Source organism: Methylomonas methanica (assembly GCF_001644035.1).
In the GTDB taxonomy this organism is placed as follows: domain Bacteria; phylum Pseudomonadota; class Gammaproteobacteria; order Methylococcales; family Methylomonadaceae; genus Methylomonas; species Methylomonas methanica_A.
Genome location: NZ_LUUG01000049.1, coordinates 118,306 through 138,633 on the forward strand (window position 1 = coordinate 118,306; position 20,328 = coordinate 138,633).

General features: G+C 52.0%; 24 protein-coding genes. 6 read left to right on the forward strand and 18 right to left on the reverse strand.

The features are described from left to right. Positions 1-48 precede the first annotated feature (48 nt). Genes A1332_RS04500 through A1332_RS04510 form a run of 3 tightly spaced genes read right to left on the reverse strand, consistent with a single transcriptional unit; the run spans position 49 to position 3,130 of the window. Positions 49-606 (reverse strand): Uma2 family endonuclease, encoded by a 558-nt coding sequence (locus A1332_RS04500; protein ID WP_064007361.1) that lies wholly within the window; start codon positions 604-606, stop codon positions 49-51. 9 nt (positions 607-615) lie between these two features. Continuing rightward, positions 616-2,865, reverse strand: a complete 2,250-nt coding sequence (locus A1332_RS04505) for a heavy metal translocating P-type ATPase (RefSeq protein WP_064007362.1) — start codon at positions 2,863-2,865, stop codon at positions 616-618. A gap of 55 nt (positions 2,866-2,920) precedes the next feature. Next, positions 2,921-3,130 (reverse strand): heavy-metal-associated domain-containing protein, encoded by a 210-nt coding sequence (locus tag A1332_RS04510; protein WP_064007363.1) that lies wholly within the window; start codon positions 3,128-3,130, stop codon positions 2,921-2,923. A gap of 120 nt (positions 3,131-3,250) precedes the next feature. On the opposite strand from A1332_RS04510, the gene A1332_RS04515 reads away from it, so the two are divergent. From A1332_RS04515 to mutM, 4 genes are read left to right on the forward strand one after another with little or no spacing between them, the layout of a single operon-like run. Beyond that, positions 3,251-4,456 (forward strand): EAL and HDOD domain-containing protein, encoded by a 1,206-nt coding sequence (locus A1332_RS04515; RefSeq protein WP_064007364.1) that lies wholly within the window; start codon positions 3,251-3,253, stop codon positions 4,454-4,456. A 28-nt stretch (positions 4,457-4,484) separates the two neighbouring features. After that, a complete protein-coding gene (locus A1332_RS04520) occupies positions 4,485-4,922 on the forward strand; it encodes a rhodanese-like domain-containing protein (protein ID WP_064007365.1) in 438 nt (145 codons plus the stop codon). 1 nt (position 4,923) lies between these two features. Then, positions 4,924-5,547: a high frequency lysogenization protein HflD gene (gene hflD / locus A1332_RS04525; RefSeq protein ID WP_064007366.1), complete on the forward strand. Its 624-nt coding sequence runs from the start codon at positions 4,924-4,926 to the stop codon at positions 5,545-5,547. 7 nt (positions 5,548-5,554) lie between these two features. Next, positions 5,555-6,370: a bifunctional DNA-formamidopyrimidine glycosylase/DNA-(apurinic or apyrimidinic site) lyase gene (mutM, locus tag A1332_RS04530; RefSeq protein WP_064007367.1), complete on the forward strand. Its 816-nt coding sequence runs from the start codon at positions 5,555-5,557 to the stop codon at positions 6,368-6,370. A gap of 7 nt (positions 6,371-6,377) precedes the next feature. On the opposite strand, the gene A1332_RS04535 is transcribed toward mutM, so the two are convergent. Further along, entirely contained in the window at positions 6,378-8,081 is a 1,704-nt protein-coding gene (locus tag A1332_RS04535; RefSeq protein ID WP_064007368.1) for an ATP-binding SpoIIE family protein phosphatase, read from the reverse strand. Between the two features lie 75 nt (positions 8,082-8,156). On the opposite strand from A1332_RS04535, the gene A1332_RS04540 reads away from it, so the two are divergent. Then, complete coding sequence (locus tag A1332_RS04540; RefSeq protein ID WP_064007369.1) at positions 8,157-8,522, forward strand: DUF6164 family protein; 366 nt, start codon at positions 8,157-8,159, stop codon at positions 8,520-8,522. Between the two features lie 7 nt (positions 8,523-8,529). Here A1332_RS04540 and A1332_RS04545 read toward each other — a convergent pair whose 3' ends face one another. The 10 genes from A1332_RS04545 to A1332_RS04590 form a co-directional block, all read right to left on the reverse strand. Then, positions 8,530-8,766, reverse strand: coding sequence for a TIGR02647 family protein (locus A1332_RS04545; protein ID WP_064007370.1), 237 nt, complete (start codon positions 8,764-8,766; stop codon positions 8,530-8,532). A 24-nt stretch (positions 8,767-8,790) separates the two neighbouring features. Next, positions 8,791-9,564, reverse strand: a complete 774-nt coding sequence (locus A1332_RS04550) for a DUF3530 family protein (RefSeq protein WP_064007479.1) — start codon at positions 9,562-9,564, stop codon at positions 8,791-8,793. A gap of 8 nt (positions 9,565-9,572) precedes the next feature. Further along, positions 9,573-10,643 (reverse strand): AI-2E family transporter, encoded by a 1,071-nt coding sequence (locus A1332_RS04555; RefSeq protein WP_064007480.1) that lies wholly within the window; start codon positions 10,641-10,643, stop codon positions 9,573-9,575. A gap of 18 nt (positions 10,644-10,661) precedes the next feature. Continuing rightward, positions 10,662-11,297 carry a DedA family protein gene (locus A1332_RS04560; RefSeq protein WP_064007371.1) on the reverse strand — a complete coding sequence of 212 codons (636 nt, stop codon included), beginning with the start codon at positions 11,295-11,297 and terminating at the stop codon, positions 10,662-10,664. A gap of 66 nt (positions 11,298-11,363) precedes the next feature. Then, positions 11,364-11,684 carry a cold shock domain-containing protein gene (locus tag A1332_RS04565; protein WP_064007372.1) on the reverse strand — a complete coding sequence of 107 codons (321 nt, stop codon included), beginning with the start codon at positions 11,682-11,684 and terminating at the stop codon, positions 11,364-11,366. Positions 11,685-12,068: 384 nt separating this feature from the next. Further along, complete coding sequence (locus tag A1332_RS04570) at positions 12,069-12,431, reverse strand: hypothetical protein (RefSeq protein ID WP_064007373.1); 363 nt, start codon at positions 12,429-12,431, stop codon at positions 12,069-12,071. 105 nt (positions 12,432-12,536) lie between these two features. Beyond that, positions 12,537-12,944 carry a ketosteroid isomerase-related protein gene (locus A1332_RS04575; RefSeq protein WP_064007374.1) on the reverse strand — a complete coding sequence of 136 codons (408 nt, stop codon included), beginning with the start codon at positions 12,942-12,944 and terminating at the stop codon, positions 12,537-12,539. Positions 12,945-13,006: 62 nt separating this feature from the next. Further along, positions 13,007-13,543, reverse strand: a complete 537-nt coding sequence (gene cobO / locus A1332_RS04580; RefSeq protein ID WP_064007375.1) for a cob(I)yrinic acid a,c-diamide adenosyltransferase — start codon at positions 13,541-13,543, stop codon at positions 13,007-13,009. Between the two features lie 190 nt (positions 13,544-13,733). Next, on the reverse strand, positions 13,734-14,564 hold the full coding sequence (locus tag A1332_RS04585) for a hypothetical protein (protein WP_064007376.1): 831 nt from the start codon (positions 14,562-14,564) through the stop codon (positions 13,734-13,736). Next, positions 14,561-15,481, reverse strand: coding sequence for a PEP-CTERM sorting domain-containing protein (locus tag A1332_RS04590; RefSeq protein WP_197491392.1), 921 nt, complete (start codon positions 15,479-15,481; stop codon positions 14,561-14,563). Before A1332_RS04590 ends, A1332_RS04585 begins: the two co-directional genes overlap by 4 nt. 129 nt (positions 15,482-15,610) lie before the next feature. On the opposite strand from A1332_RS04590, the gene A1332_RS04595 reads away from it, so the two are divergent. Next, a complete protein-coding gene (locus A1332_RS04595) occupies positions 15,611-16,555 on the forward strand; it encodes a PfkB family carbohydrate kinase (protein WP_157203937.1) in 945 nt (314 codons plus the stop codon). On the opposite strand, the gene A1332_RS04600 is transcribed toward A1332_RS04595, so the two are convergent. Genes A1332_RS04600 through A1332_RS04615 form a run of 4 tightly spaced genes read right to left on the reverse strand, consistent with a single transcriptional unit; the run spans position 16,552 to position 20,173 of the window. After that, entirely contained in the window at positions 16,552-17,370 is an 819-nt protein-coding gene (locus tag A1332_RS04600) for a GntR family transcriptional regulator (RefSeq protein ID WP_197491393.1), read from the reverse strand. The genes A1332_RS04595 and A1332_RS04600 overlap by 4 nt on opposite strands. A 19-nt stretch (positions 17,371-17,389) precedes the next feature. After that, positions 17,390-17,656 (reverse strand): SemiSWEET transporter, encoded by a 267-nt coding sequence (locus A1332_RS04605; RefSeq protein ID WP_064007379.1) that lies wholly within the window; start codon positions 17,654-17,656, stop codon positions 17,390-17,392. Between the two features lie 10 nt (positions 17,657-17,666). Next, a complete protein-coding gene (locus A1332_RS04610; protein WP_064007380.1) occupies positions 17,667-17,861 on the reverse strand; it encodes a hypothetical protein in 195 nt (64 codons plus the stop codon). 5 nt (positions 17,862-17,866) lie between these two features. Beyond that, the gene (locus A1332_RS04615) at positions 17,867-20,173 is read right to left on the reverse strand and encodes a DNA translocase FtsK (protein ID WP_064007381.1); all 2,307 of its coding nucleotides are present in this window, start codon (positions 20,171-20,173) and stop codon (positions 17,867-17,869) included. Between the last annotated feature and the right edge of the window lie 155 nt (positions 20,174-20,328).

A 20,328-nucleotide genomic window follows, 5' to 3' on the forward strand; every position in this document is an offset into this window, starting at 1 on the left:
GCAGCCAACCGCGCTATTCGCTTCGGCATCGAAGCTAATAGCGCGTCGTTACAACTCAAACATCTCCGCCAAGGGCAGAATCAACTCCGGCAAACTCAACAGGGGCAAATCTTCTTCAACACCGAATACGTCAGCATTGGCATAGCGGCCGTCCGCGCCCAGAAAAAATCGTTGCACATAATTTTCCAACGGGTCGATCACCACATATTCCCTCACGCCGGCACGTTCGTAGAGCGCTTTCTTTTCACGCATATCCTTCAGCGCCGTGCTGGGGGATAACACCTCTACCACCAAATCCGGGGCACCGTGTATGGCTTTTTCGCCGATCTTTTCCGGGTTGCAGACCACTAACAAATCCGGTTGCACGACGTCATGCTCGGAGAGAATTACGTCCACGGGTGCTATGAAAGGTTTGCAGGGCTTGCCCTTCAAAGCGGTTTTTAACTTCGCGGCAATCGTTATCACCACATTTTGATGCTTGATACTCGGCGCCGGACTCATGTTGTACGGAACGCCGTCGATTAACTCCCAGCGCTGGTCGTCCGGCCAACCCACGTAGTCTGCAACACTGAACGTTTGCGCAGAGGATTTAGGTACGCTATTCATGTCTCGCGCCTATCCGATGTCCAGTTTAATCCAGCGCAAACGGTTGGCGTTGCTGACTACCGTTACCGACGACATAGCCATCGCCGCACCGGCAATCATCGGATTCAGCAATATGCCAAACAGTGGATACAGCAAACCCGCCGCCACCGGAATACCGATGGTATTGTAGAAAAACGCACCTAACAGGTTTTGTTTGATGTTAGCGACCGTCAACTTCGAAAGGGCCATCGCCTCGGACACTTTTAACAAAGAGCCTTGCAGCAACACAATATCGGCACTTTCGATAGCCACGTCGGTACCGGTGCCGATGGCAAAACCGACATCGGCTTGCGCCAGAGCAGGCGCATCGTTGATTCCGTCGCCGACCATACCGACAATTTCGCCTTGCTGTTGCAAGGCCTTGACCACGGCGGCTTTATCTTGCGGCAACACTTGCGCGCGAACTTCGCTGATACCGGCCTGCCCTGCAATAGCCCGCGCCGTAATCTCGTTGTCGCCAGTGACCATCAGTACGCGAATACCGCGCTGCCGTAATTGCTGCACCGCTGCGGCGGAATCGGGTTTAATCGGGTCGGCGACCGACACAATGCCAACCACCGTGTTTTCCACCGCCAAGAACATAGGCGTCTGGCCTTTTGCCGCCAGTTCGGCCATTTTGTCGCGATGACTGCTCTCGTCGATGCCGTATTCCGCCAGCAACGCAGCATTGCCGAACAAACATTGCTGATCGGCGATGCGGCCGACAATTCCATGACCGGCCACTGCCTGAAATTTTCTGACCTTGTCCAGCGTTAACTGTTTTTGCTCAGCGGCAGTCAGTATCGCTGCGGCTAAGGGGTGTTCGGAACCCGATTCCAGACTGGCGGCGTACTGCAACACTCGAGCTTCGTCGTAATCGCCAAAAGCGATCACTTCAGCCAGACTGGGCTTACCTGCCGTTACGGTGCCGGTCTTATCCAAAATAAGACAAGTTAGTTTGCCGGCGCTTTGCAATGCTTCGCCCTTGCGGATCAATATGCCCATTTGCGCCGCTCGGCCGACCGCGACCATCACCGAAATCGGCGTCGCCAAACCCAACGCGCACGGACAAGCAATCACCAACACCGTCATCGATGTGACAAACGCATAACCCATGGCCGGATCGGGACCGATGCTTAACCAGATTAAAAAAGTCAGCACGGAAATAATCACCACTGTGGGGACAAACACCGCGGAAATCTTGTCGGCCAGTTTGGCAATCGCCGGCTTGCTGTTCTGTGCTTGTCGTACGCTTTGAATAATCTGCGCCAAAGCAGTATCGCGGCCAATGCGGGTCGCGCTGAATAAAAAACTGCCTTGCTGATTGATGGTGCCGGCGGCGACACTGGCACCCTCCACTTTCTCAACCGGCATCGATTCGCCGGTCAGCATGGATTCGTCGATAGTCGAGTGTCCTTCCAACACCACGCCGTCCACGGCGATTTTTTCGCCGGGTCTAACCCGCAAGGTTTCGCCAAGACCGACTTGTTCGATAGGGATATCGATCTCCTGACCTTCACGCACCACGCGAGCGGTGCGGGGTTGCAAACCGATCAGCGCGCGTATCGCCGCCGAGGTTTTACCTCGTGCGCGCGTTTCCAACGCACTGCCCAGGTTGATGAACGCCAAGATCACCGCCGAGGCTTCGAAGTAAGCATGAGCCGATAGTGAGGGCAATTGACTGGAATAATCGATGACAATACAAGAATACAACCACGCCGAGCCGGTGCCCAGCGCGATCAACGTGTCCATATTGGCTTGCTTGACCAACAGCAATTTCAGCGCGCTATGAAAAAAATGCCCGCCGGAATAAAACATCACCGCCAGCGTCAGTAAGGCCACTTCGGACCAAAACACCGTGCCGGCGGCACTACCCATCGCCGGAAACAAGTCCAGATGCGCGCCCGCCATCAAGGGCAGACCCAATGCGCCGGCCACGCCTGCCTTGCGCAGCAAATCGCGATAACGCTCTTCTTCCTGCTTTTCCTCTTCGCTCGGGTCTTCCAAACCTTCCATCACCGCCGCATCGTAACCGGCGGATTTCAAGGCTTGCTTCATGGCCTGATGGTCCGGATTGCCGCCGACAGTAGCGGAGTGGTCGGCAAAATTGACGACAACGGACGCAACCCCCGGTACCGATTGCAAGGCTGTTTCCACCGCGCTGACGCAACCGGCACAACGCATGCCGAGTATGGAAAGGCGTATGTCCTGGTGCTGATTCGTCGATTGATCTAAAGTCATGATGAGGATTCCCGAGCAATATCGTGTTGATCCGTGGCCGAACGCCGACGCGGCTTTATTCGACCTTGAAACCGGCGTCGGTGATAACGTCTTCGATTTCATCCAGATCGGTTTGCGCCGGATCGAATTCGACCTCGACCCGTTTGTCTTTATGCGAGGCGTGCACCGTTACCACGCCGGCGATGGCCGATACCTTGCTGACGATGCTGCTCTCGCAACCGCCGCATTTCATACCGCTTACTGTCAATGACGCTGATTCGGACATAATTATCTCCTTATGATTGAAATTAAGACTGGCCGGCCATTCTCGACTTAATCTGTTTGAACATGGTATAAGGCGCGACCTACTCGCATGATAGTGCAATGATCGGGAGCCCGTAAATAAATGACAGATTTTCTGATTGGCCGACAGCAAATTCTGGACCGCCATCTGGACACTTTCGCCTACGAGATTTTATTCAGGGGCAAGGATTTTGATCTAAGTTTGAAAGATGGTGCCGCCAACGCCACTAATCAAGTCATCACCGATACGCTGTTGGAAATCGGCCTGAACGAACTGGTCGGCCCGCACAAAGCCTTCATTAATTTCACCACGCAAAACATACTCGACAAAACGCCGCTGCATTTGCCCAAAGAGCGCATCGTCATCGAAGTACTGGAAAGTGTGGCTATCGATGACAACATCGTCGCCAACCTGAAAGAATTATCGCAACTGGGCTATACCATCGCGCTGGACGACTTCGTCTTGTCACCCGAATGGCTGCCATTGCTGGAGTTTGCCGACATCATCAAGCTGGATGTGATGGCCGACGGCCTGGACGGCACCCGACAACTGATTGAACAGCTAAAACCCTATAAACTTAAATTACTGGCGGAAAAAGTCGAAACCCATCAGGAGTTTGAAACCTTGCGCGAATGGGGCTGCGAGCTGTTTCAAGGGTTTTTCTTCAGCAAACCCAATATCGTGGAAGGCAAGCGGCTAGGCGTCAGCCAAACCGCCGCCATCCAATTGCTGTCCACCGTCAATAAGGCGGATGCCAGTTTTGCGGAAATAGGCAAGATTATCTCGCAAGACGTCGGGATGAGTTTTAAATTGCTGCATTATTTAAATTCCGCATTTTTTGGCCTCCCGCAAAAAATAGAATCCATTCAGCATGCAATTGCCTGTCTGGGATTGGTCGAGATCAAACGCTGGGTCAATATTCTGGCCTTATCCTCCATGTCGGGCAAACCGTCCTCGGTGCTGCAAAACGTGCTGATCCGCGCCAAAATGTGCGAATTGATAGCGCGAGAACTTAAAGACGATCAGGAGCACTATTTTTTAATTGGTATGCTGTCGGGTTTGGACAGCCTGCTAGACATGCCGGCGACCAAAGTATTGGAGCAATTGCCGCTGACGGAAGATGTCGACGATGCTATTTTGAAATATCGCGGCAACGCCGGCGAAGCGTTACAATTCTGCATCGCCTACGAGCGCTGGGAGCCGGGCCTTAGCACCTTCCGCGATATAAATCCCGAGCGTATCGCTAACATCTATCTGGAGAGCATAGACTGGTGGGCGACGCGCATTTTACCTTTCTTGGCCGCTTGAGCCATTTACCCCACCTATCGACATCATCATGAAACTGAGACTGACTTTATTCTGGCTGGGCTGTCTGTTCGCCGCCCATCTTTACGCCACCGAGCTCGGTAAGGTGACTGCGGAACAACTGCTAAGCATGCAGCAAAACCACAATGCGCTAGTCGTGGACGTGCGCACCGCGCCGGAATGGCAAGCCACCGGTGTCATCGCCAATAGCCAGAAACTGGAATCGTTTGACGGCAACGGCCACTTCGACCAGGAAAAATGGTTGGCCAACCTGGAAAAACTAAAATCGTCGCCGGACCAGCCAGTCATTTTGGTTTGCCGTTCCGGGAATCGCAGCGGCAAGATCGGCCAAATCCTCACCGAGCAACTAGGCATGAAAAATGTCTATCATTTATCCAACGGTATCCAGTCGTGGATCAAAGACGGCCACCCGGTTAAAGCCGATTGTTTGACCACAGCTTGTAAGTAATATGTCCCTGAACACGCTCAGTAACCAAACCATCGCGCTGGCCGGCATCGCCCAGGCATGCTCCTTGGTGCATCAGCTTGCCGGCACCGGTACTTGCCCAAACTCGGCACTGGAAGCCAGCATCGCAAGTCTGCTGAAAATAGATGCAGACAGCGTAGTCGATGTCTACGGCGGCTTGATCGGTATCGAACACGGCTTGCAACAGCTCACGACCCAACTCGGCAGCCGGGTGCTGGCTAGTCCGGAGCAAGCCCGTTACGCCGCGCAGATCGTCTATTTGCAAAAACAACTGATCAAGCAGCCGGATATGCAAACAACCATACAGGCCGGTGTCAGTAAGGCCCAGGCTCAAGCCGAACATTTCGGCATACTGCATGAAAATGTGCTGGCCAATCTGGCCGACGTCTATCACAGCACAATCAGTACCATGCAGCCACGCATCATGGTGCAAGGTGATCAGCAATATCTGGGTAATCAAAGTACGGTGAACAAAATTCGCGCTTTGCTGTTGGCAGGCATTCGCGCCACCTTGTTGTGGCGGCAATGCGGCGGCAGTCGCTGGAAGTTATTGTTCTTCCGCAAAAAAATCCAGGACGAAGCCAAGTTTCTACTCACCCAAATCTGACGCCGACATGCCGGAACTACCCGAGGTTGAAACCAGTCGGCGCGGCATTGCGCCGCATATCACCGGAAAAGTTTTCAAATCCGTCATCGTTCGTCATCCCCAATTGCGCTGGCCGGTTCCTGAGTCGCTGACAACCGATTTACCCGGCCAATCCTTGCTCAGCGTCGAACGGCGCGGCAAATACCTATTGCTAGCCACTGCGCGAGGTACGCTGATCCTGCATCTGGGCATGTCGGGGAATTTGCGGATCACCACGCCCGAGCAAACTGTTCGCAAGCACGACCACATCGACTTTATTTTTGCCGACGATACGGTATTGCGCTTTAACGATCAGCGCCGATTCGGAGCGGCCTTATGGACTGCCGAAGACCCGCTGTTACATCCCCTGCTGGCAACGCTGGGGCCTGAACCATTATCGACGGCATTCGATGCAAGCTATCTGCGGCAACGGGCGGCAAACCGCGCGGTGCCGATCAAATCCTTGATTATGGACAGCCATGTCGTGGTGGGGGTAGGGAATATTTATGCCAGTGAGGCTTTATTCTTGGCCGGCGTAAAGCCGATTCGTCCCGCCGGAGAACTGGATACGCCGGCGTGCGAAGCGTTGGTGACGGCGATCAAAACCGTATTGCAACAAGCCATCGACAAAGGCGGCACCACGCTGCGCGACTTTAGCAATGCCGAGGGCAAACCAGGTTATTTTAAGCAATCCCTAAATGTTTACGGTCGTGGCGGACAAGCCTGCCTGCGCTGTGAGGAACCGATTCAGCAACTCAAAATAGGGCAACGCGCCAGTTACTATTGCGGAACTTGTCAACGCTAAGCCCTCGTCAATGTTGCCAATCGAAAACGGCGGTCACTCGATTTCCGCAACCGTGGTAAACCAGACTGCTACATAAAGTCTCCAGCATGATAATTCCGCGACCGCAGTAGGCCTCGTCGCGCTTCCGCATGCTGTTGCGCCGCCGCCAATCGAAGCCGTTGCCGCTATCGAGGACTTTAACGACCAGGCGACCACCCGACTCGGTCGCTTGATGTATAAACGATAAACGGATTCTGCCGCGCTGGAGCTGTTGCAAGCGCTCGTCCTTCATCGCATAAAAGCGCATAAAACCTTCCGGACTGCTCTTCAAATCGGAATCCAAACCCAGCACGCCGTGGTCTAACGCATTCGCGAACAATTCGCTGACTATCATGAAAATATCCTGGCGATAATTCTGTAAACCCTGTATTTCCATTACAGTGTTGACCATTACCGGCACCGGATTGATAAGTCGCAAACTATCGATGTCAAACTCCATGACCTGCTTCCAGGTCGTCGCGGCAATACGCTGCCGGGGCAGCCGCACCTCTCTGCGCCCCCAGGGCACGCTATCGACCGCGCAGCTCAAAATAACCAAAGTATTGTCATCTTTTTGCACCGCGCCGCCTGTGTGTGCCTCAAGGCTGGCCTGTAAGTTTCTGATGTCCTCGGATTTACTTTGCCGGATAGCGTTGAGGATGCGTTCCCCGCCGAACAGCTCGCCTTCGGCGTTTTCCGCCTCAAAAATACCGTCTGTAAGCAGGTATAAACGCTCGTTCTCGCTTACCCGATGCAGTTGCTCTTCGATTTCAATCGACGGCTGAATACCCAGCGGAATATTCAGGGAGGGTATCGCCAAAAAACGGTTGTCGGCATGGTTGACTAAAAAGTGCTCAGGCAGCCCGCAGGTAATGCTTTTCATCGACGAGGACTCGGGATAAAGCGCTACCACGGTAGCCGCCAGAAAGCGGTTAGCCGGCAACATTCGATACAGTTTGGCGTTAATCTCGGTGACGATTTCGTTAATATCGAAACCTTTGCGCGTCATGCCATAGAAAATATCAGCCAGCGGCGTGGCGGCGATCGATGCCGACAAACCATGGCCGGTAAAATCGCCTAACAGCACATGCAAATGATTCTCCGGCGTTTTGGCAACCAAAACCAAATCGCCGTTGAACAAGGCCATGGGCGACATCACCACGGCCACGGCTTCGGTTTCCAGAAAGTCGGCTTTTAACACATCATTGAACAGTTTCGCCGCGACTTCATGTTCGAGGTCGGATGTCTGCCAATAGTCGAGCAATTGGGTTTTTTGCGCGTGCTCGTGCTGATACAACATGCGCAGTTTTAAGGACGACCGAATTTTTAACAGTAATAAATGCTGATTGACCGGTCGACAAATTACTGCGTCGATCTCAACCGTCGCGCAATGATCCAGTAGCGTGTCGGTCAAATCATCGGCAATCAAAATGATAGGTAAGTAGGAATCGGCCGCATCGCGCATATCGGCTACCTGTCGCCAGGGCCAATCGCGACAGGCAATAATCAGTAAATCCACCGTGGCGCTTGTCAGCAGTTCAATCACCTCTTCCGTAGTCGTCGCCACCGCACAGCGAAAATCCTGCGCGCGCAACACGCCCTGCAAACTATCCGCATTTGAGTTTGCTCCAGCATCCTCCAGCAAAACAACAGAGGTTTGAGCAGGCAGTGGAAATGGGTTCGAATGATTCATTCTGAAGATAGTGCTCGGCTCTCGATGAATGCTTATTGATTTATAATCTGCGCTTCTCACACCATACGGCTGGCTATGACGATTTTATTTTTCTCGCTAAGAGGCGTACCCACGGACGAAGCAGACGATGTTCGGCAGTTACTGGCCGACAACGACATTGAATTTTATGAAACCTCGGCAGGCAACTGGGGTATTTCCATGCCGGCCATCTGGCTTTATCAACGCGATGACGTCGATAAAGCCAGACAATTATTCGACGAATACCAGCAAGAACGCGCCCTAAACCAACGCGCGCTGTACCGGCAATTAAAGGCTCAAGGCGAATACCATGGCTTTGTACGCCACAACCTGAACAAACCCGCCCGCTTTCTCGGCTATAGCTTGGTCATAGTCCTGATATTTTACGTGTCCTTGAAATGGTTGTTCGAGCTAGGCCTTTGAAATTTAGTTAGTTAGACTGCAATATCGTCAACATCCGTTGGGCGTGTTCCGCCACTTCTATACCCAGGTCGGTCAGATAGCCGCCGTCATGCTGGGTGACCAAACCTTTGTCGAACAGGCGTTGCGCCGCGGCAATCAGCACCGGATCGGCATTGCCATGCACCTTGACGCCTTCTTGTACGGACTCCAGATTGAACAAGGATAAAAATTTAATTTCCGCGACTAATTCCTCGGATAAAAGCATGTGTTACACCCTTTGTAATAATTATTAATCTTCGCTGACCGTCGTGGTCAGCCAACTATATACGCGCTTTACAAGCAAATCGTAATCTTGTTGATAGCCGTGATCCTCGCCATCCATTCTTATCTGCCGATACACCGGATTATCCTTGCCGGCCATGCGCCGCTGCCGGGCACTATCGAGCACTGCCGGTAAATCAAACTCGGCATACACATCCAAAAAAGGCAATTGCACTTTTTTAATCAAATCCAGGCTTTGCGCCGGCATTGCGGTCGTTTGCGGCACCGGCAAACTAATCGATACCAACGCCGTCACATCATTGGGTTTATCGCCGAGCCGATAAGCGGCCATTAACGCGCCCATGCCATAGCCGACAATCGCGATATGCTTCGCACCGTTTTTCAGGAGATGCTCCACAGCCGCATCAATGCGCGCACGCGCCTCGTCGAACAACGGGTAATAGTCTTCGGACTGCGCACCGCTTTCCCTGATAGGCATTTGTAGAGCAAGCGTAGCCCAATTATGCATCGGTAACGTGGTTCTCAAGCGATGAATCAAGGGCTTGGCATCGGGATGTTCGCCCATATCGTGCAGCACGATTGCCGTCTGACTATTGTCGGTCTTTTCGGCTTCGGTGTAGAGCGCCAGAAAATTTTTGTCTGCGGATTTCAACCAAACCGCCTGCCCCATGGACAATTGTTGCTGAATGGCCGTCGCGAAGTCCTGCTCTCTGCGGCTATCGGTCGCAAACACCGGCGTCGAGACCAGCAATAATGCCGCAAATAACGAGGCACTGCGCATGGCGAACACTAACCCTTGCTGTAAAAACCGCTGAAGGTATAGCGCTCATGGATATGCCGCAACAGCACCATAATCACCGACGCCACCGGCAAGGCCAACAATACGCCTAAAAACCCGAACAGCTGACCGCCCGCCAACACGGCAAACATCACCGCTACCGGATGCAAACCAATTTTGTTTCCGACCAGCCAGGGCGTCAACAGCATGCCTTCCATGCTCTGCCCTACCGCAAAAACAATCAAAACCGGCAATAAATGCATCGCATCCTGAAATTGCAGCAGCGCGGCGATACACGCAAACACGATACCGGTAATGGCGCCCATATACGGCACAAAGCTGACCAAACCGGCCAACATACCTATCACCAAGGCCAGCTCCAGATCCACCAACCACAAGCCGACGCTGTAAATGATGCCCAATGCCAGCATCACATAAAACTGGCCGCGCATGAACGCGCCAAGCACATCGTCGGCTTCGCTTGCCAGTTTGGTGACAGTGCCGGCAAAGCGGCGTGGAAACAAATCGTGGATCCGCGCCACCAAGTCGTCCCAATCGCGCAGCAAATAGAAAGTAATTACCGGTATCAACACCAGATTCATCACCCAACCGACAATCACGGCGCCGGAATGGGAGACCGATTGAATCAGATTTTCGGCAACACCGCCGCCGTCTTGCCAATGGCTCTTGATCAGATTGATTAACTGATCTTCGCGCAACGGTCTAACGGTACGTCCCAGATATTTTTGTAAAACCGGCACGACCGATTTGTTTATCCAGTTTAGATAAGACGGCAGTTTGTCGATGAATTCGCCGATCTGATACTCCAGCGCCGGGATGATGACGATCAATAGCGCCGCTATGAAGAAGATGATGCCGGAAAAAACCACGATGACTGCCAGCGTCCGATTCAAACGCCAACCGCGAAATTGCAGAGTTTCCAGCCTATCCACCAACGGGTCGCCGAGGTAGGCAAGAATAGCCGCGAACGCAAAGGGCATCAGCACCGGCGCCAACACATACAACAGGCCGCCGAAGGCCAATATAAAGGCCAGTACAAACCATTTTTGCGAATCGTTCATCTCTACCATCATGCGACCTTATGGCTTGGCTTGTTTACGGGCTTTCCAAACTTCCAGCACTATCGGCAAGATCGAAATCAGCACGATGCCTAAAACCACTAACTCGAAGTTTTTCTTTACCAACGGGATATTGCCGAAGAAATAGCCGGCAAATACGCAGATCAACACCCATGCGACCCCGCCGACAATGTTAAACAAAATGAACGTGCTGTAAGGCATTTTCCCTATTCCGGCCACGAACGGCGCAAAGGTGCGCACAATCGGCACAAAGCGCGCCAGCACGATGGTTTTTCCGCCGTAGGTATCGTAAAACGCTTGGGCGCGATCAAGATGTTCGCGGTTTACCCAGCTCAGCGAATAGGCGCGCTGACCAATGCTGCGGCCTATCCAATAGTTGACGGTATCGCCCAGCACCGCCGCAGCCCCCAAGACGCCGAGCAATATCGGCAGATTGAAAGCATCCATCGCCACGAACGCACCGGCGGCAAACAACAGGGAATCGCCGGGCAAAAACGGCATCACCACGAAACCGGTCTCCACAAAAATAACCAAAAACAAAATGGCATAGGTCACCGTGCCGTAGTCGCTGATGATATTGGCCAAATGTTTATCGATGTGCAGCAGAATGTCGGTCAAATAGTGTAGCCAGTCCATGTTTTACTCTTTTGGTTAAAAATATCGGTCAATAGTATTTGCTACCGATGACAGCTGTTCGGCGCGTTATAAAAAATAAGCCGCTACCGCCGCGCTTACCAAACCAAGTACCAGCGCCAGCAGCCACAACCAGATTTTAGGCTTCGCGGATTTTTGCTCGTAAGCCACGCCTTCGATTCGGGCATTGACGGCTTTTAATTTACCGCCGGTATCACGGGCAACTTCATAAAACATTACATCGCCGCGCACAGGACGGCGGGCCATACCTTTTAAAGAGGAAATATGTACAAAAATATCTTTGTCGCCATTATCCGGCTGAATAAAGCCAAAACCTCTATCGTCTTTCCAGGTTTTTAAAACACCTTTTAGGATGGTCGTATCCGCCATCTTTTCACCTCTAGTTAATTATTATTCTTGTGTTTTTAGTCTGAAACATCCGCGAAACGTCATATTCCTGCTTCCACCTCGAAAACATCAAACCCGGCTTGCGCGCTTCTGATCGATTGCGCCTTTACTGACTTTACGATTTCCGGCAAACCGAGCATCCGTCACTGCGATGCGCTAGCTGTTTTACCTGCAAACATGATTGGCAAACGGCCGACCGTATCGCCGGTTCTGTTACGATGGTTAATTTGCGAATGACGACGACCACACCCGGCGTCGATGTTCAGAAAAACACTGACAAATCGGCTAACGACACCTTTCGCCGCTAACCGATCCGATTGGAGACAAGACGACGTTTCCAGCTATCGCGCAAAACGCCGCCTTTAATTAAAACTTTTTGTCAATCAAAACCTTATCATCAATAATCAACTTCGAGACGCCGCCTAATGCCAAATGCAAGGTGCATGATGCGGTTTTGAAGTTGGAGTCTTTCTCGCCTATCCATTCCATCGTTACATAGGTCGTTTTGTCGGTATCGGTTTTGGACGGGAAATAAACCTGAGTTCCGGTTTTGTTTTCGATCAATTTAGGACACTTTTGCGTAGCCATTTCCTGCATAGCCACCAGCGTGCGAATTTGCGCGGCTGCTTCTTTATCCTCGTTGGATTGATCCTTGCTGACGCCCACCATGATAAAACCGGCTACAAACACCCCCACGACAGCGATCATCAATTTCTGTGTTTCACCCATTGTTGCTCTCCTCTGTTTTGTAGTTATTTTTTCGGCGAATCCGAATTGTCACCTTTCGGATTCTATGCCAATTGACCGGTATCGGCAATGCGCCTGACAAAAGCCTTACTGCGGATCAACCTGCGCAATCCAATCGCCCAAATTGTAGTAGTTGGTGATGCGCGCCACTTTGCCGTCGCGGATATCGAAAAACGCGCCGGCCGGCAACCGGTAGGTTTGGCCATTGGCTTCCGGTAAGCCTTCGTCGGTGTTCAGGTATTCGCCCAATACCACAAACTCGGCCGCACCGCGCGTGCCGTCTTCGTTAGCCATAATCACCATGTCCACCAACTGTTCTTTATAGTGGTGATTCATTTTTTTCATGAACTCGCCGAAAGCGGCCTTGCCTTGCTCGCGGTCGCCCTGGTTAATGTCGTGTACCACGTCGTCGGTCAACAAGCTCAGAAAGGTATCCATGTCGCCGCTGTTGAATGCTTGATAGTACTGTTCGATAAGTTTTTTTGCTTGTTGCATAGTGGTCTTGATGCCTAGATTAAAAACCGGCAATTCTGCCAGAAGCCCGGTTTTTTTTCAGCTTAAAATTCCACGCCCTGCTCGGCCTTAATGCCGGCGGCATAAGCGTGCTTGATTCTGGTCATCTCGGTGACCGTGTCGGCGGCCTCAATGACTTCCGGCGCCGCATTCCTGCCAGTCATCACCAGATGCAGCCAGGCCGGTTTTTCGTTTTTGATGAAATCGGCGATTTCTTGGCCACTTATCCAGCCATAGCCGCAGCAGTAATTGATTTCGTCCAGGATCACCAGGTCGAATTCTTCGGAGAGGATTTTTTGTTTACTAAATTCCCAAATTTCCCGGCTGGTTTTAATATCCTGTTCCGGGTTCTTGGTATCCCAGGTAAAGCCGTCGCCCAAGGCGTGCCATTCTATTTCTTCGAAACGCGTCGCGGCCCTTTGCTCACCGGTTTGCCATTGGCCTTTGATGAATTGAATCACACAGACTTTCATGCCCCAACCGGCGGCGCGGAACACCATGCCAAACGCACTTGAGGACTTACCTTTACCTTCGCCGGTATGTACCAATACTACTCCGTGTCTTCTATCTCTGGTTTTCATTAATTATGCTTCTCTGGCCCATGTATCGGCAGCTTGTTTAAATTGGTAGAGCATTGTAACAACTTATCAGCGGCCGAGAGGCAGAAGCGGGATTACGGCACCGCTGCCGATCTTAGAACGTTCCGGAACGGCAAAGGATTCGGTTTCGAATACTTTTGCCGTGCTTGAGTAGCGACAATCGGGTATTGAACTAGCCTATTACCCGCTTGCGCAAATTAGAAAGACCAAATGCACACAGACCGGTAGCAAAGGTCCAAATTGCGGCAGGTAACGGCACGGGGGCGTAGCTAAAACCGCTGCCGCTCTGCAACTGATAACGGCTGTCGGCAATACCGAGATACACCAAACCGGTGTTCCCAAAATTGGCGGAGGACTCGGTTAGGGTTGGCTTGAAATAGCTGCTGGCGCCCGCCCCGACTTCCAGGATGGCGTCCAGCGAAATCAAGGTATTGACCGGCACCGGAAATGTCGCCACGCCGTTACAGGACGCCACCCATGAGCAACTGAAGCTACGCGGCGTATAACCGTTTTCAGTGAAAGAGATCCGGTCACCCGTGCTTAGTTGGACGGAACCGCTAGCGGCAGCGGTGCCGGACAGCGCTCCTGACACTAAATAAGTCAACGTCAGATCGATATTCCGACCGCTGGGGCCCACCAATCTAAAATTATCCCCAAACATAACTTTGCTGCTGCCACTGGCGACATTCGCAGCATAGGCCGTCGCACTGGCGCTGGCGCTGGCTTTCAATACGCCGGGGCTGACAAAACCGCCGGCAGATGAGCGGTATGTCTCAACGTAACCACCTGATCCGCTCGTGCTGGGTACTTGATAAAGCGCATCGACCGCATACGATGAAGGGCTATTGATATTGTCTAACACCTTGGAATCCGCATCGTAGGACTGGCTACCGTAAGCGGCATTCGCGCTGGCGATCACGGTCAAGGATGTGGTGTACGCATTGGCCGCAGGCATGTAAGCCAATATGGCAAACATGGGCAACAAAATAGGGAATCGATTCATTTAAACCTCGGGTTATATAAATTGTTGAAAAATGCAAACTGGCGGTACCGCCATAAGGACTTTCTTAGCCGACATACGAAACCCAGAATGCCGCTGCCAAATAGCCAGATGGATGCCGGAACAGGAACTGAAACTGGGGAATAATCAAAGCCACTGCCACTGACAATTTTGTTTCTGGGATCTACCGCGCTGATAAATATCCGGGCAGTATTGCCGTAATTGGCGACAGCATCGCCGTATTTTTGTGAATTCGGATCGCTATTGGCTGCAGCAAGCACTTCCAAAAAACCGGAAATGGATATATCCCAATTGGCAGGGACTGAAACAGTGGCTTTGCCGGTACACGAGTTAATGTTTGATGAGCAGTCAAACTTCAGCGGAGAAGCAATGGCCTCACTTGCGTTGATGTTAAAAGTGTCATCGTACGAAGAAACTCTCAAACCGCCTTTGACTTTAGCCAATCCCTGCATACTGCCGCTTAAGTGATATTCGATATTAATGTCGATGAAAAATTTACTCGAAAAAATAGAGAAAGTATCTGTGAATTCGGCATTGCCAACTCCAACCACACCAAGATTATTAGGTGGGTTTGGGCCATCTAAAAAATAACCGGCACTGGCGTAGGCTTTTAATATGCCTGGACTAGCGTCGGCTAAAGCTATTGCTTGTCTTCTATAGGAATAGCCTGATTCGGTGTTGGCATCGAACCCTTGATCGTAAACCGAACCATAAGCGTGTGACACTGCGTTTGTATGAGAATCGGTTTGACCATCTGCAAACGGCAATACCGTGTACGGCGATGGATCAGGATACGAATGCCCTCCTACTTTAGCGCCTGCGCTGGCGAATGTTGTATAAGCATGTAGCGTGGGTGAGCTGCAAAGTAATAGCCCAGCTATGATGTATTGACGTTTCATGACGACCCTCTTTTTGGTATTCAATTTAGGTACCATAGAAATACCAGATAGAAATATTTGCGTCAATCGTAAATTCTTGGATTTATTTCGGTACTATTTCACAGATTTTTTCCGAGAATTGGAGTTTGCGTGCCCATCCTAGTTTTAGCCAGCTATGTCCATGCCCACTGCCTGCACGTTGAGCGCCTGCCCTATTCGGGCGAATCCGTGCAAGCTACCGGCATGATTGAGGAGCACGGCGGTAAGGGTTTGAATGTCGGCTTAGCCGCGCATAAACAAGGCGCTGAAGTGGCAATGCTATTGCCGCTGGGAATGGATGCTGTTGCGGACAGTGTGATTACATTACTGAAGAATGAAGGACTGGACGACCGCTGGCTTCTAAGGACAGGACCACAATCCGGTTTTGGTGTCGGCTTTATAGGTCCGAATTGCGAGAATTTTTTGGCCGTCTATCCCGGTGCCAACGCCCTGCTGAATAAGGAACATGTCGAACAGACCTTAGCCGCCCTTCCCGACCTAAATTTGATTTACGCCCAGTTCGAAATCCCGGAAGCTGCTATTCGCAAAGCGTTCGAGATCGCACGTCAGCGCGGCATCCGCACCATGCTTAATCCATCCCCTTGGCGGCAACCTGCTCCTGGCTTGTTGAAGTTAAGCGATATTTTGGTAGTAAACGAAACCGAAGCCGCTTCATTATTCGGCCTAAGCCATAAAGAAATCAGCCTGGAGCGCTGGTTGAATAGCTTATGCAACTGGGCAGAACAAATTGCCTGGTCGGGGGAACTGCTGGTGGTAACGCTAGCTGAAGCGGGATGCGTGGCCTTAACGAAAGATAACGTCGTATATCAACCGGCTTGGCCTGTTGCCGCACTGGACGCCACCGGCGCTGGTGACGCTTTCAGCGCAGGTCTGGCGGCGGCTTTGCTGAATAATTTGAGCTTAACTGAGGCCTTAAGCAGAGCCTGCGCCTGCGGTGCCTGGGTTGCCAAGCATCATGGCGTATTGGGGTGTTTGCCGAGCCAAGCTGAAATCGATAGTTTTATTGATACCAATCCAAGGCCAACAGCAACTTAGCTCGGCCGGATTTTCAGATTGACCCGATAGGTATAGGCGTCACCACGAAACGTGCCTTCGACATATTCCACGATCTGCCCGTTGTCGGTATAGGTCTTGCGCTTCAACAATAAGCAGGGCCCCGGCTGGTCGAAGCCGAATACGGCCGCTTCCTCTTCGTCGCTGAGCACCGCTTCTATGGATTGCTCAGCATGCACCAAGCCCAAATCGCAGTGTATCTCAAGGTATTGGTAAGCCGATCCTGCACCGTCCCAGTCAGCCAAAGCCGGTGCCACGCTTAGATCGTACCAAGCCACTTCGCGCGACAGCGGCATACCGTCTCCCAAGCGCACCCTTACCAAACGTAGAAATCGGCTAGAGGCGGGACGATTAAAAATAGACGCGATAGTTCTATCGACGACAATCTTGTGCTCGAGAATTTGCGTGGACGGGGTAATTCCCAGCTCGCGCATTTCCTCGGTGAAGCCTTTCAGTTTACCCATCTCCGGGTTGATCCGCGAAGGTGGCGCTTTGACTGTGACGCCGGCGCGGCCATGGGTGGCAATACAATCCTGAGCCCGCAATTCTTCGTAGCAACGCCGTACCGTGGTGCGGCTGAGGTCCAGCGCTTCCGCTAAAGCCCGCTCGGATGGCAGACTAATACCATCACCGAGCTCGCCGGACTGGATCATATCGGTAATGCGTCTTTGCAGTTGCTTGTAGACAGGCTCGGAAATGCCGGTATTCGGGCGAATTTTCTCAATGAAAGCGCTGCTATCATTGGCGGCGGAAGTATCGGCTTTTATTTCGATATTGCTAGAAACACTAGAAGGCATTGTGGCTGACCCGGCATTCTCATTTACGCAGTAGATTGTGAATCTTAAAGCACAAGATAGCCGCTGCCAGCAAAAAAGTAATAGCGTTGGCCACTATGATGGCTATGTTCGCCAGGAAAATTCCATAAATCAACCACAGCAACACCCCCAAAGTAAACATGCTGTACATGCCTAGCGATAAGGAATCGGTATCGCGGGTTTTGAAGGTCATAATCGCTTGCGGCAGAAAAGAGGCAGTTGTCAAGGTCGCCGCCAGATAACCGATCAGCTCGGGGATTAGGTCCATGTCAGAAAAATCAAGCCGTGAAATGTTGCCAGCCAAAATAGCTTAAGGCGACCAGCAATAATTGCGCAAAAGCCAGCAGCCAGAAATAACCCACGAACATCATGATTTTAACCGGCGTTTCCTGGCTTTGTTTGGAACTGAGCAACCAGCCGCCGATGCCGGAAACAGCAGCGACGGCCAGCAAACCAACTATAACGATACTCATCGCAATCAGCGCGGCGGCGGCGCCAGTACCTCGCGGGAGCCATTGGTTTCCGGCATACTCACCACGCCGGCGTTTTCCATATCTTCGATAATGCGCGCCGCCCGGTTGTAACCGATTTTGAAGCGGCGTTGCACACTGGAAATAGAGGCTTTACGGGATTCGGTGACAAAAGCCACCGCTTCGTCGTACAGCGCATCGGACTCGCTGTCTTCGCCGTCCAAGCCGGCGACTTCGCCGCTATCGGTGCGTTCTTGGGTGATTTCGTCCAGATAATTGGTCGGGCCGGTTTTTTTCAAGAATTCCACCACCCGATGCACTTCGTGATCGTCCACAAACGCACCATGAGCACGCAAGGGGATGCTGGTGCCGGACGGCAGGAACAACATATCACCGTTACCCAGCAAGGCTTCCGCGCCGCCTTGGTCGATAATAGTCCGCGAATCGATCCGCGAGGATACTTGAAAGGAAATCCGGGTCGGTACGTTGGCTTTAATCAAACCGGTCAATACATCCACCGAAGGCCTTTGCGTCGCCAACACCAAGTGAATACCGGCGGCACGAGCTTTTTGCGCCAAACGGGCGATCAATTCTTCGACTTTTTTACCGACCACCATCATCATGTCGGCCAACTCGTCGATGACGATAACAATACTGGGCAATGTGTCCAGCAGTGGATAGTCGTCCAACGCTACGGGTGTTTCGGGTCTAAATAACGGATCCCGTATCGGCTCACCGGCAGCTTCGGCTTCACGAACCGCTTGGTTATAACCGGCCAGGTTGCGCACACCCACTTTAGACATCAGCTTATAGCGGCGCTCCATTTCCGCCACTGCCCAACGCAAGGCGTTTTGCGCGTCCTTCATGTCGGTAACCACAGGCGTCAGCAAATGCGGAATGCCTTCGTACACAGACAGTTCCAGCATTTTTGGGTCTATCATGATCATCCGCACGTCTTCCGGCTTGGATTTATACAGCAAGCTCAAAATCATCGTGTTGATTGCCACCGATTTACCGGAACCCGTGGTACCGGCCACCAGTGCATGCGGCATTTTGCCCAGATCGGCCACCACCGGCGTACCGGAGATATCCTTACCCATGGCAATGCTGAGCTTGGATTTAGCGCGTTCAAATTCGTCCGATACCAACAAATCGCGTAGCGAAACCATTTCCCGTTCCTGATTCGGAATCTCCAGACCAATGACCGATTTGCCTTCGATAATCTCGACAATCCGTACGCTGGTTACCGACAACCCGCGCGCCAAGTCTTTGGCCAAGCTGCTAATGCGGCTGACTTTCACGCCCGCCGCCAAACGCAATTCAAAACGGGTGATAACCGGACCCGGCAATACCGCTTCCACTTCGGCGGCGATGCCGTAATCCTGCAACACGTCTTCCACTTGCCGGGAAATTTCTTCCAATTCTAATTTGGAGTAACGTTTAACCTTGATTTCGCGCTTGTCCAGCAAGGACAAGGTAGGCAAGGCGTTGATATAGGCGCCGGGCTCCATATCATCCACAGGCTTGCTGTCTTTTCTACGCAAGGGTCTAACTGCGGCGGCAGCTGAAGGTTGTGCGGTTTCCAGCACTTGAATCTGCGGCTTTTTAGCGCGATCTTCGGTTTTAGCGTCCGACTGCTGACTACGCGGTTTTTTGACTTCTTTTGCCGATTCAGGTCGCGCCGGTTTATCAGCGCGGTAACGCTCAGGCACCTCGACCGCCTGCCGTCCTACCACTGAGCAGGCCGTCATCGCGCATTTGCCGATAAAGGCCATCATCGTCAGCCAGGACAAACCGGTAAACAAGGTCACACCTGTCATAAAAATGGCCAGCAATAACAAGGTGGAGCCGGAGTTGCCTAACAGATGCACCAAGGCGTCGCCGATTTCCCGCCCCAGAATACCGCCCGGACTTTCCGGTAAATCAACTTTGGTGCGCAGAAAATGCAGATGCAAAAACAAAATCGCCGAACCGGAAACCGTTGTAGCCAGGAAACCAGCCGAACGTGACGCCAGCGCCCATTGCCCACCGGCCTGGCGGGAACCTTGAAACAAGATGTAGCCATACCAAAAAATCATCACCGGAATCAGGTAGGCCATCAACCCCAGGAAACTCAGTACAAAATCCGCCAGCCAGGCACCAAACAAACCGCAGGCGTTACTGATGGATTGATACGATGTGCTATGACTCCAACCCGGATCGTTGGAATTAAAAGTGACTAAGGCAATTAAAAAAAACAAGGCACAACTTGAAAACCCCAGTAATGCGATTTCGCGATAACCTCGCGCGGCTCTCTCTTCCACAACAGCAACCATAGTTGTCGGCTCACAATAAAAGCGTCACAAAACATGATTATAGATGATGTAAATCGATTTCACATTAGCTTTACCGGCCACGCCTTTAAAAACCTGTCGGTAAATCGGTTTTATCCCGGGGGGAATGCCCTTATAATTTTGCTACCCTAACCCGC